Raw genomic sequence first — 11,266 nt, 5'->3', positions numbered from 1 at the left:
GGAGGTACCCGACGAGCGAGGGTGCGGCGAGGAGGAGGAAGACGGTCAGGACGGTGATGTAGCCGAGGAATGTGCTCATGTCCCTTACTGTCCTGCGCGCCGGGCGGGCGCGTCAGTGGCAGGACTGCCACACACCATCGACTTACTGCCACTCCTGCGGCACACTGGCGGACATGCTGAAGGCCGGGACCCTGAAGAACGTGGCCGCCGTGCTGCTCGACGGCGTCAATCCCTTCGAACTCGGTGTCGTCTGCGAGGTGTTCGGGCTCGACCGGAGCGACTCGGGCCTTCCCGCGTACGACTTCGCGGTGGTCGCCGCGGAGAGCGGGCCGCTGGGCAATCACGCCGGGTTCTCGATCACCACTCCGTACGGCCTCGACCGGCTCGAAGAGGCCGACCTCATCACCGTTCCCGCGGGCCAGGCGTTCGTGGACCGCGACTACCCCGAGGAGCTGCTCGACGCCTTGCGCCGTGCGGTGGACCGCGGGGCCCGCGTCCTCTCCGTCTGCTCCGGCGTCTTCGTGCTCGGCGCCGCGGGGCTCCTGGACGGCCGCCGCTGCGCCGTGCACTGGCAGCACGCCACGGAACTCGCGGTGCGCTATCCGCGCGCCCAGGTCGAGCCCGACGTCCTGTACGTGGACGAGGGCCCGGTCGTCACCTCGGCCGGCACCGCCGCCGGGATCGACGCCTGCCTGCACATCGTGCGCCAGGCGCACGGCACCGAGGTCGCCAACGCCATCGCCCGGCGCATGGTCGTACCGCCCCATCGCGACGGCGGCCAGGCCCAGTTCGTGGCGCGCCCGCTGCCGCGCACGGCCTGCGACACCGTGGGCGGGGTACTCGCCTGGATGGAGCGCCATCTGGACACGGACGTCACCGTCGAGCGGCTCGCCGAGCGCGCGCACATGTCGCCGCGTACCTTCGCACGCCGCTTCCAGCAGGAGACCGGCACCACGCCCTACCGCTGGCTCCTGCGCCAACGCGTGCTCCTGGCACAGGAGTTGCTCGAAGGCTCGGACGAGACGGTGGACGCCATCGCCGGGCGTGCCGGTTTCGGCAACGCGGCGGCGATGCGCCACCAGTTCCTGCGGGCGCTCGGCACCACGCCGAACGCCTACCGCCGCACCTTCCGCGGCCCGGCCGTCAGCGTCGCTCGGCCCGCAGGACCAGACGCTTCGGCTGTAGCGTGATGCCGATCTTGGTGCCGGCGTCGGTCTCCTCGACCGGCGTCAGGCGCCACTTGGGCGCCACCGTCGCCAGGATGATGGCGAGTTCGGCCAGACTGAAATGGTCGCCCGGGCACTTGCGGTTACCGGTGCCGAACGGCATCATCGCGAACTCCGGTACGTCTTGCGCGCGTTCCGGATTCCAGCGGTCCGGGTCGAACCGGAGATGCTGCTCGAAGGAACGCGGATCGCGCTGCATCGCGTACACGCTGTAGACGATGTCGGCATTGGCCGGAATGCGGTAGCCGCCCAGGCTGGTTTCCCCCACCGACCTGCGGGTGAATATCCAGGCCGCCGGTTGTATACGCATGGCCTCCGTGACGACATTCCGGGTGTGCGGAAGGGACCCGAGATCGGCGAATGTGATCTCCCGGCCCGGCGCGACGGAATTTACTTCTTCAACCAATCGCCTTTCCTGCTCAGGGTTTTGGGCGAGCAGATGGAACGTCCACGACAGGGTCGACGCGACATTCTCGGCACCCGCCACGACAAGGGAGATCACATGGTCGTGAACCTCCTGATCACTGAGCGGTTGCCCTGATTCATCGCGCGCCCGCAGCATTTCGGCCAACAGGTCGTTCTGGTCCGGTCCTGCCGCCCTGCCTTCGGCGATGATCTCGTCGACCAGTGCGTGCAGATCGGCGAGCGCGCTCTGGAAGCGGCGATTGCCCTGGGTCGGCACGCGGTACAGCGGCCCGACCGAGAGGACCATCCTGCGGTAGAGCCCCTCGAAGACGGTGTGCAGCGATTCGGCGATGCGGTCCGCCTTCTCGCTGATCGCGTCGACCTCCAGGAGCGAGCGCGAGACGACACGCACGGCCGTGCGGAACATCTCCGCGTTGATGTCGATCGTGTCGCCCGACCGCCAGCGCGCGGCGGTCACCCGGGCCTCCTCCTCCATCACCTTGGCGTAGTCGGCGATCCGCTCGGGCCTGAACGCGGGCTGCATCATGCGCCGTTGACGCCGGTGCAGCTTGCCGTTGCTGGTCGCCACCCCCTTGCCGAGGAGCACCTCCAGGGTGTCCCAGAGGGGCCCGCCGACGACGTAGTCGGGGCTCCGGAGCAGCTGCCCCACCAGCTCGGGGTCACAGACCGCGTACGCGGTCTTGGGCCCCAGCCTTATGCGTACGAGATCACCATGATCCCGCAGCGCGGCGAGGAAGCCGAGCGGGTCACGCACCAGGTTCCAGGCGTGACCGATGAGCGGGGCACCGCCGCTGACGAGCGGCGGGGTCATTGTCGCGGACATCGCGGATTCGACGCTCATTCCTCACCAACCAATTCAGTTTCGGCCAAGTCACTCATCACGGCGTCGCTCACATACGGGGGAATGGACCTGTCGTCCCAGCTGTCCACCCGATAGCGACCGGATTCATGATGGAACCAATACACGGAGGAGAACCAGTTCCGCATGTTGGCGATGCACGATTCCACCGCGTCCGCGAGCTCCCTGCCCTGAACGCTCCCGTCGGCCAATTGCCCGGCGAGACGAAGTACTTCCTTTTCTGCCTCCAGGAAATCCGAGATGCATCGAGTGACCCGGCGGTGGACTTCCGACACTGCTTCTTCGAGGGAAAGTCCCTCGTGCTGGATCAGGCTGATCCCGAGATTGTGCAGTTCATCTCCCGCGAGTTCTTTGGGGAGTGAGCACAGGTCGTTGTACCAGGCGGAGAAATCCTGCGTGGCGAGCGCCGCCCGCCGATATGCGGGATGCTTCCGCACCGCCGAAGGCAGTTCCCGTCGCGCCGTCGGTTCGAGCAGGTCGATCCACGTCCAGTGCGCGAACGTCAGCCTGCGCAGCTCGATGTAGGCCTCGACCGTCGGGACCGTCCCGGTCCTGCGATTCCTGAACTCCAGGTCGTACGCCTCGATCACGCTGTGGAAATGCCGCGCGAACCGGGCGTTCCAACCCGGCCCGAGGTGCGAGTACAGCCGCAGGACGCAGTCCGCGAACCCCGCCACCAGGGGGTCACGGTGGTGTAGTTGCGGCCCGGGGGCCCGGAGTGTCTCGTGGAGCCCGCGGCACAGTCGGCGCCACTGCGCCGCCCTGCCGTGCACGGAGTCGCGGTCGTGCCGGTCGTCCCACGCGAAGAACCAACTGCTGAGGTCGGCTATCGCGCTGAGCAACTCGTCCGGCGCGCCAATGTAGTAGCCGGCCACCAGATCCGTGTAGCAGAGGCTGTCCGCGTACCGCTCGACCTTGTCCGCGGGCATGAGGCGCATTTCGCGCAGCCACGTCCGGGACTTCTCCTGGAGCTGTGGCCAATACGGGTGGAGTTGGCGAGGGAACCCTGACTCGATCACCGGAAGCGCCAACGCCGGTGGCACGGATACCACCCGCGCATGTGTCTGTGTCGGTGAAATGCCATGTGAATATGCAGGCACGGACAAACCCCTCTCAGCCACGTGAGGACGCACGCCCCTCCCGCCGTACCGGGCGCGCGCCGTTGTGTATCCCCGCGCTTTCCATTCAGCACCACAACTGACCGTTCAGGGAACAGATTTGCGCCATTCACTACCCCCCAGTGCCGAGAAAATCCCCGTACGTGACTGATTATGGATCACCAAGAGCCTGATTCGATCGCACAGCTGACCGGTCCGGGTCGGTCCATGCGAACGGCCCCTGGCCGGGAGGGAGTTCCCGGCCAGGGGCCGCAGGTGGCGCGTGGTGTGCGCGAGTCCGGAGTCGACTAGGCGTTCGGCACGACGGGGTAGCGCGGCGTGCCCTCTTCCATCTGCCGCAGCGCGTCCTTGCGGTCACGCTTGGACAGGCGGTCGATGTAGAGGTAGCCGTACAGGTGGTCCGTCTCGTGCTGGAGGCAGCGCGAGAAGTACCCGGTGCCCCGCACCTTGATGGGGTTGCCCTTCTCGTCCTGCCCGGTGACCTCGGCGAAGTCCGGGCGGGCGAGCTCGGCGTAGGCCGTGGGCACGGAGAGGCAGCCCTCGTTCGAGTCGTCCAGGCGGCGCCGCTCCGCGGGGAGCTCGCGCACGACGGGGTTGCAGACCACGCCGACGTGCCGCTTGCCCTCGTCGTCCATGCAGTCGTAGACGAAGACCTTCAGGTCGACGCCGATCTGGTTGGCGGCCAGGCCCACGCCCTCGGCGGTCCGCTGGCTCGCGAACATGTCGGCGACGAGCTGCTCGAGCTCGGCGTCGAACGCGGTGACGTCCTTGCACTCCTTGTGCAGCACGGGGTTGCCGACGACCGTGATGGGCCGGGACGTGCCGCGCTCGCGGTAGGCCGTCTCCCGCTCCTCGCAGTCCTCCGTGTCGATGACGAAGCCCTCGTCGTCGACGGGGAGGACCCCGCCCGAGGCCTGCTGCTCAGTGTCCTGCGCCATTGTCCGACGTACGCCTTCCTGGGAACCCACGAGAGATAGTGCCGGTACAGCCTACGGCCAGGAGTCAGCAGACCTCTTCCAGATCCCGCCAGTCGCGGGAGTCCGGACTGTCCGCGACCCAGCCGTCGAGCAGCCCGCGCACCAGGGCGGCGGGCGCCGCGATGCCGCACTCCCGCTCGGGCACCCACAGGGCGCCGGGGCTGCGGTGGCCGAGCGGCCCCGGGTGGCCCGGCTCGCTGTGGTCGTGCGGGTCCAGGTGCTCGCCGTCGCCCTCGTCGCTCGGCATCCGGCTCTCGGAGCACATCCGGCACAGCAGCCGCACGGACGACGACCAGTCCTCGGCGGCGAAGCCCGCGTCCGCGGCGAGCTTCTCCAAGGCGTCACGGTCGTCCTCGGTGGCGGCCTCAAGGAGAACCACCCAGGTGGGGACGGGTGAGGGAGCCCACAGCTCGATCTCGTCGAAGACGGGATACGAGTCCCCCGCGCCCGTCGTCCGCTCGCCGTGCGGGACGCCGTCGTGCAGGACGACCTCGCCCCAGCGGCGCCCGGAGGAGGGCAGCGGGATGGAGAGCACCTCGATGCGGGCGGGGTCGAGTCTGCGCCCCCACACGACCTCGGCCTCACCCTCGGGCGAGAGCCGCACGGCGGCGCTGCCCAGGTCCATGCCGGTGGGCTCCCCGGAGGCGGCCACCCCGCCGGGCACCTTCAGGCCGTACGCCTGCCAGGCACGCCGGGCCAGCGGCCAGTCCTGCAGGGCGGTGGCGGCGATCCCCACGTTCCACCAGTCGGGGGCGCCCGCCGACCGGTCGAGCAGCGCGACGGCCCGCAGGCCCGCGGCCCGCGCCTGCTCCCAGTCGTGCCGGAACTTGTGGAGCAGCGCGAGGTTGAACCAGGACTCCGAGAGCCACGGCTCGAGATCCGCCGCGCGGGTCAGGAGTGCGCCCGCGTCCTCGTACCGCCCGTCGCCGATCAGCGTGAAGGCGCGGTCGGTGGCCTGCCGCCATGAGGCGGAGGGCCGGTGCCGTCCCTTGCCGAAGATCCTCACGATTCCCGCCTGCCGATGCATAAGTTCCTGTGTTCCGCTGTGCCCGAGGGCCCTCTTCGCATCCAACCACGTACGGTCGGACGGCCGCTCATTACCCATGGGTTACCCAACCGACGGCAAGCTATGACCGCCCCGTGAAAGCACCCGGGCCAGGGCTTCCACCACTTCGGGCTGGTAGTCGCGGCCGGTGCCGAGGCGCAGCCGCTCCAGAGCGTTGAGAGGACCTCCGGGACCTTCTCCCCTGGCCATCTCGTCGTACGCGTTGGCGGCCCGCACAATACGGGCGGTGAGCGGCTGATCGCGGTACGGGTCGGCCTGCCGCTCCACGACCACGGCGACGTCGCCGCTCACCCCCGTCTGACGCACGACGGCGCCCCCGAGCAGGGCGATCCGCCGCTGTTCCGCGTCCGGCAGGGCGGCGGTGGCGCCCGCGGGCACGGGGTCGACGAGGGAGAGCTGCCCGATGTCGTGCATCAGGGCCGCGTGCTCCAGGACGGCCAGGTCCGGCTCGGAGAGCCCCAGCTCACGCCCGACGGCCCGGCTGAGCGAGGCCACGCGGCGCGCGTGGCCCTGCGGGGTGTACCCGGCGATCTCGGTGGACCGGGCGAGCGAGGTGATGGTCTGCCGGTAGGTGGTCCGCACCGCCGCGTACCGCCCGAAGGACAGCTGGGTCAGGAGCAGCGGCAGGCTGAACACGGGCAGCGCCCAGAGCCCCGCGACGGCCACCGCGAGCGCCATGACGGCCCCCGTCGCGCAGACGGCGGACCCGATGCCGAGCATGGCCCGCAGCTCGTCGCGCAGGAGCGGTCCGAAGGGCCACCTGGTGCGGGAGTGCGCCATGGCCGCGGCGAGCACGGCGTCGCAGAGGGCGGTCAGGACGAGCAGCGCCACGATGACGGCGGCGAAGCCGGGCCCCTGCCCGACCCACTCCTCCAACTTGCCCGCGTTGTAGAGCGGTTGAAAGCAGGCGGCGGCGAATCCCACGGTGAGCACGCGCCGCGCCACGTGGTCCAGGGCGGGCCCCCTGCCGAGCGCCACGTGCGGCACGGCCCCGACGAGCGCGGCGGCCACGACCACGGCGATCACCTGGAAGACGCCGTGGTGCGTCGCCTGCCCGCCGGCCTCCCCGAGCAGCGCGTACGCCAGCGCCCCTGCTGCCCCGAGCGGCGCGGGCTCCCGGTCGCTCCCGCCCGCACGCCACCGGGCCAGCTCCCCCACGGCGACGAGCGCCCCGAAGGCGAGCGCGATCCCTGCTTCGTGCACGCCGTGCCAGAGGGTCCAGCCGAGAGCGATGAGAGTAAGGGCTCCGGCAGAGCCGTGAACGGCCCTCACCGTGGCGCCGTTCCAGGGGCCGCGGGGACACTGGGCGCCTCCGCGCGGGGCCCCGGCACCGCGCCGGTGTCCGAGGTGACCGCCGGATGCCATCCGTGCCGGTCGAGCGCCCGCCGCAAGGCGCTGACCATCACGGGGTCGAACTGTGACCCCGCGCATCGGGACAGCTCGGCCACGGCGGCGGCGACCGGCCGTCCCCGCCGGTAGGACCTCGTGGACGTCATGGCGTCGAAGGCGTCCGCGACGGCCACCACCCGGGCGAACTCCGGGATCTGCCGTCCGATGAGCCCGTAGGGGTACCCGCTGCCGTCGATCCGCTCGTGGTGGTGGAGGATCGCCGCCCGTGCCTCCCCGAGGAAGCCGATCCCGCGCACCATCTCGTGCCCGTACTCGGGATGCAGCTCGATGACCCGCCGTTCCTCGGGGGTCAGCGGGCCGTCCTTGCGAAGCAGCCGGGTCGGTACGCCGAGCTTGCCCACGTCGTGCAGGATCCCGGCGAAGCGCAGGCTCTCCACCCGCTCGTCCGCCATCCCCAGCTCCCGCGCGATCATCACGGAGGCCCGCCCCACGCGCTCGCTGTGACCGCGGGTGTAGCGGTCCTTGATGTCGACGGCCTGCACGAGCGCCCGGATGGTGGCCTGGTGCGCCGCGCGCTCGCGGTGGTACTGCGCGAAGACCCAGCAGGAGACTCCCATCGGCAGCAGCACCAGGAGCGCGGCGAGCGGCCCGTACGGGCTGCGCCACAGCACCGCCATCATCAGACCGGCCAGGCCGTGCACGGCGACGGGCGCGAACGACCGCAGGAAGAGCCCGCGCCACGCGCTGCGCACGGGCACCCGTTCCGCCGTGGCGAGGATGCCGCCGTCCAGGACGGTCAGGACGACGGAGAAGGCGAGGACGGCCGCTCCCGCGGGCACGAGCGCGTACGGAAAGTCGGGCGCGGCCACGGCCTCACGCCCGCCCAGCGCGCCGTGCGTCCACGCGGCGGCCCAGGCGGAAAGGGCGAGTTGGGACGCGCGCCAGAGCCTGCGCACCCACCGGGGGCGCCGCTCGACGCGCGCGAGCAGCGCCCCCGGCACGGCGACGAGCGCGGCGGCCGCGGGCGGCAGCAGGAAGACGGCGGCGAGCAGCACGGGGAAGAAGGTGCCGAGGCCGCCCGCCGGGGCACCGGCGCGGCGGCCGATGACCCGGCAGCGGGTGATCTGCTCGCACCCGGCGTAGAGCACGGCGAGCAGCGCGACCGCGGCCCACGGCGTGCGCGAGGCCGGCAGGGGCGCTGCGCAGGCGGCGGCGGCAAGGGCGGCGCACAGGATGTAGGCGCGCGCCCATGGAGCGATGGACCGCATGGCGCTGTCTCCTCCCCCGCGACCGTCCCCGGCCCCCCGTGACCGTCCTCAGGGACCACGTTCCAAGGTCCGGAGACTAGAACGACTGCCGCCCGCTCCGAGCCCCGCACGCGGAAATTGGCACGTACGAGTGACAGTGAACAGAAAAAAGCAGGTCGTGACGGGCTCCCGTCACGACCTGCTCACACTCAACTGCCGGAAGCTCAGGCTTCCTTGGCCCGCAGACTCTTGGCGGACACACTGCCCTCGGCGGTCACCGTCTCCACCGTCACGTCGTGCTCGGGCACGGCCTCGCCCGACCGGATCAGGTCGATGCGTCCCATCACCTTGGAGCGCAGGTCGGCGGGGACGTCGTCCTGGCCGCAGCAGCGCTTCACCAGCTTCTTGACCGCCTGCTCAAGGCCGTACTTCTCCAGGCACGGGGAGCACTCCTCAAAGTGCGTCTCGAACTTGGTGCAGTCGCTGTCCGGCATCTCGTGGTCCAGGAACTCATAGAGATGGTCCAGGACTTCACTGCAATCCGTCTCGTGCGGCTCTCCGCAGCTCATGAGCCTGAGCCTTTCGCTTCGTTCGACGACTCTGACGCGGCGCCGGCGGGGACGAGGCCGCGGTCACGGGCGTAGTCCTCGAGCATGCCGCGCAGTTGGCGACGGCCGCGGTGCAACCGGGACATCACCGTACCGATGGGTGTCCCCATAATGTCCGCGATCTCCTTGTACGCAAAGCCCTCTACGTCGGCCAGATAGACGGCGATGCGGAATTCCTCGGGGATCGCCTGCAGTGCGGACTTCACGTCCGAATCCGGCAGGTGATCGAGCGCCTGCGACTCTGCGGAGCGCAGACCGGTGGACATGTGCGACTCGGCACGCGCGAGCTGCCAGTCCTCGATCTCCTCGGCGGCGCTGCGCTGGGGCTCGCGCTGCTTCTTGCGGTACGAGTTGATGAACGTGTTGGTGAGGATGCGGTACAGCCACGCCTTGAGGTTGGTGCCCTCACGGAACTGGTGGAACGACGCGTACGCCTTGGCGTAGGTCTCCTGCACCAGGTCCTCCGCGTCCGCCGGGTTGCGCGTCATGCGCAGCGCCGCCGAGTACATCTGGTCGAGGAAGCCCAGGGCGTCCCGCTCGAAGCGGGCCGTGCGCTCCGCCGACGTCTCAGCGCTTCCGTCGGGTCGCTCCGCCTGGCCGTTCTCGGCCCCTGCGTCGGTCCCAGTGACCGGACCCACCTCCTCCAAAGACGTGGCGAGACCGAAAGCAGTCCCACTCGAATCGGAGGATAGACGACGATCCGGTCCCGCCGCCGCTCGAATAGGAGCGGTCTTGGGCGCGCTCAGCACCGTCCATTCCAGGTCAGAGGCGCTGGAGCGGGCCGGGCAGATGGTCGAACCCATGCGGCGGACTTCCTCTCGTACGAACAGCGTTTGGCATCTGTTCGGCACAACAGAGGTCACGCACCCAACATTCCCGCCCACCGGATGACGCCATCCGTGACGATCGTCATGGCATCGGCTTCGCTGATGTCCGCGCGTTTCGGGATCGCGAAGCCATGGTCGCCGTACGGGACCTCCACGATCTCGTGCGTTCCCTCGGGGAACTCCGCGGGCTTACCGAAGGGGTCGTTCCCGCCCTGCACGACGAGGGTGGGCACCCCGGCGCCGAGCAGTTCCTCGGCGCGGGACTTCTCCGGCTTGCCCGGAGGGTGCAGCGGAAAGCTCAGGGCCAGTACGGCGACGGCGCCGAGCTCGGTCGCCGTACGGCATGCCACTCGCGCACCGGCGCTGCGGCCGCCCGCGATCACCGGGAGGCCCGGCTTGGCCAGCGCGGGCCACAGGCCCCGCCATCCGACGTCCAGCGTCTTCGGCGCGGGCGCCAATTTCTTGCCCGCCACGCGCCAGGGCTGCTCCACGAGGGCGACGGTGACGCCGTGCGCGGGCAGGGCGGCGGCGATGGCCCGCAGGTCACGGGCCTCGATGCCGCCGCCGGCGCCGTGGCTGACCGCCAGCACCATGCGGGCCTTGTTCTTCGGGGCGGGGTGCCAGGTGATGCGGGCCTCACCGGCGTCGGTCTCGACGAGTTCGCTCTTCGGCATGTGCTGGGTCACATCAGAAGAGTGTGCCTTCCTCTGGCCCGTCCAGCTCCTTGAGCAGCTCGGGACCGTTGTTGCGCACGTTGCTGACCGCCGTCGACACCGGGAAGGCCCGCATCAGGCCGTGCGGCGGCGGCTCCAGGAGCGGCCGGAGGTCCTCGACGTCCGTGCGCGACGGGTCGAGCCAGGCGTCCCAGCGGTCCGGCGTGAGCATCAGGGGCATCCGCGGGTGGATGTCGTGCAGCGAGCGCGGGCCTTCCTCGGGCGCGACCGCCAGGGGCGCGGTCTCCGCCTCGGTGGTGATCACCGTGCACGTCACCCACCAGGCGAGGGGGTGCTCATCGGGGAGCGTCTTGTCGCGCCAGAACTCGTAGAGCCCCGCCATCGCGAAGACCGAGCCGTCGGCGGGCGTCACGAAGTAGGGCTGCTTGCGGGGGCGCTTCTTCTTGCCCTCGACCTCTAGTTCGCGCTCGCCGGAGCCGGTGACCCACTCGTAGTAGCCGTCGGCCGGGATGACACAGCGGCGGGTGGCGAAGGCCCGGCGGTAGGACGGCTTCTCGTGCACGGTCTCCGCGCGGGCGTTGATCATCCGGGCGCCGCCCTCGGGCGTCTTCGACCAGGAAGGGACGAGACCCCACTTGAGGGTGCGCAGCTGGCGAACCGGAGCAGGGTCCTCGGCGTCTTTCAGAGGACGGTCGAGGACCGCGTAGACCTCCTTGGTGGGAGACACGTTGAAATCGGGGGCCAGCGCCTCCTCCGGCTCCCACTTCTCGATCTCAAAGACTCCTGCGAGATCCTCGGGCCTACGACTCGATGCATACCGTCCGCACATACGTGCCAGACTGCCAGACCCCGTACCACCAGAGGAGCCGGTCCAGAACATGGCACGAG

Annotated in this window: 11 protein-coding genes; 1 reads left to right on the top strand and 10 read right to left on the bottom strand. The window is 70.2% G+C overall.

The annotated features are described in order from the left end of the window. Nucleotides 1–173: 173 nt before the first annotated feature. Nucleotides 174–1,190 (top strand): helix-turn-helix domain-containing protein, encoded by a 1,017-nt coding sequence (locus ACZ5U5_RS35520; protein WP_469030627.1) that lies wholly within the window; start codon nucleotides 174–176, stop codon nucleotides 1,188–1,190. Here ACZ5U5_RS35520 and ACZ5U5_RS35515 read toward each other — a convergent pair. The 10 genes from ACZ5U5_RS35515 to ACZ5U5_RS35470 form a co-directional block, all read right to left on the bottom strand. Next, nucleotides 1,144–2,493, bottom strand: coding sequence for a bifunctional albaflavenone monooxygenase/terpene synthase (locus tag ACZ5U5_RS35515; RefSeq protein ID WP_469030179.1), 1,350 nt, complete (start codon nucleotides 2,491–2,493; stop codon nucleotides 1,144–1,146). The genes ACZ5U5_RS35520 and ACZ5U5_RS35515 overlap by 47 nt on opposite strands. Beyond that, complete coding sequence (gene cyc1, locus ACZ5U5_RS35510) at nucleotides 2,490–3,611, bottom strand: epi-isozizaene synthase (protein WP_469030176.1); 1,122 nt, start codon at nucleotides 3,609–3,611, stop codon at nucleotides 2,490–2,492. Before cyc1 ends, ACZ5U5_RS35515 begins: the two co-directional genes overlap by 4 nt. A gap of 305 nt (nucleotides 3,612–3,916) precedes the next feature. Next, nucleotides 3,917–4,567, bottom strand: coding sequence for a peptide deformylase (gene def, locus ACZ5U5_RS35505; protein ID WP_363209182.1), 651 nt, complete (start codon nucleotides 4,565–4,567; stop codon nucleotides 3,917–3,919). Between the two features lie 64 nt (nucleotides 4,568–4,631). Next, on the bottom strand, nucleotides 4,632–5,612 hold the full coding sequence (locus ACZ5U5_RS35500) for a tetratricopeptide repeat protein (protein ID WP_351163657.1): 981 nt from the start codon (nucleotides 5,610–5,612) through the stop codon (nucleotides 4,632–4,634). 102 nt (nucleotides 5,613–5,714) lie between these two features. Continuing rightward, nucleotides 5,715–7,037 (bottom strand): HD-GYP domain-containing protein, encoded by a 1,323-nt coding sequence (locus tag ACZ5U5_RS35495; protein WP_469030172.1) that lies wholly within the window; start codon nucleotides 7,035–7,037, stop codon nucleotides 5,715–5,717. Then, nucleotides 6,941–8,290 carry an HD-GYP domain-containing protein gene (locus ACZ5U5_RS35490; RefSeq protein ID WP_469030168.1) on the bottom strand — a complete coding sequence of 450 codons (1,350 nt, stop codon included), beginning with the start codon at nucleotides 8,288–8,290 and terminating at the stop codon, nucleotides 6,941–6,943. Before ACZ5U5_RS35490 ends, ACZ5U5_RS35495 begins: the two co-directional genes overlap by 97 nt. Nucleotides 8,291–8,493: 203 nt before the next feature. Then, nucleotides 8,494–8,838 (bottom strand): mycothiol system anti-sigma-R factor, encoded by a 345-nt coding sequence (gene rsrA / locus ACZ5U5_RS35485; protein ID WP_469030165.1) that lies wholly within the window; start codon nucleotides 8,836–8,838, stop codon nucleotides 8,494–8,496. Next, a complete protein-coding gene (locus ACZ5U5_RS35480) occupies nucleotides 8,835–9,515 on the bottom strand; it encodes a sigma-70 family RNA polymerase sigma factor (protein ID WP_336605886.1) in 681 nt (226 codons plus the stop codon). Before ACZ5U5_RS35480 ends, rsrA begins: the two co-directional genes overlap by 4 nt. A 221-nt stretch (nucleotides 9,516–9,736) precedes the next feature. Further along, on the bottom strand, nucleotides 9,737–10,378 hold the full coding sequence (locus tag ACZ5U5_RS35475; protein ID WP_469030624.1) for an alpha/beta hydrolase family protein: 642 nt from the start codon (nucleotides 10,376–10,378) through the stop codon (nucleotides 9,737–9,739). Nucleotides 10,379–10,391: 13 nt separating this feature from the next. Continuing rightward, on the bottom strand, nucleotides 10,392–11,207 hold the full coding sequence (locus ACZ5U5_RS35470) for an SOS response-associated peptidase (RefSeq protein WP_469030162.1): 816 nt from the start codon (nucleotides 11,205–11,207) through the stop codon (nucleotides 10,392–10,394). Nucleotides 11,208–11,266 lie beyond the last annotated feature (59 nt).

This window comes from Streptomyces sp. NPDC033177 (genome assembly GCF_055577715.1).
This window is presented reverse-complemented; position numbering and strand designations above follow the sequence as displayed.

Bases quoted from the DNA above. Each gene is read 5' to 3' on its own strand.
- ACZ5U5_RS35520 (WP_469030627.1), top strand. From the start codon at position 174: ATGCTGAAGGCCGGGACCCTGAAGAACGTGGCCGCCGTGCTGCTCGAC.
- ACZ5U5_RS35515 (WP_469030179.1), bottom strand. From the start codon at position 2,493: ATGAGCGTCGAATCCGCGATGTCCGCGACAATGACCCCGCCGCTCGTC.
- def (WP_363209182.1), bottom strand. From the start codon at position 4,567: ATGGCGCAGGACACTGAGCAGCAGGCCTCGGGCGGGGTCCTCCCCGTC.
- ACZ5U5_RS35495 (WP_469030172.1), bottom strand. From the start codon at position 7,037: ATGGCATCCGGCGGTCACCTCGGACACCGGCGCGGTGCCGGGGCCCCG.
- ACZ5U5_RS35490 (WP_469030168.1), bottom strand. From the start codon at position 8,290: ATGCGGTCCATCGCTCCATGGGCGCGCGCCTACATCCTGTGCGCCGCC.
- rsrA (WP_469030165.1), bottom strand. From the start codon at position 8,838: ATGAGCTGCGGAGAGCCGCACGAGACGGATTGCAGTGAAGTCCTGGAC.
- ACZ5U5_RS35475 (WP_469030624.1), bottom strand. From the start codon at position 10,378: ATGCCGAAGAGCGAACTCGTCGAGACCGACGCCGGTGAGGCCCGCATC.
- ACZ5U5_RS35470 (WP_469030162.1), bottom strand. From the start codon at position 11,207: ATGTGCGGACGGTATGCATCGAGTCGTAGGCCCGAGGATCTCGCAGGA.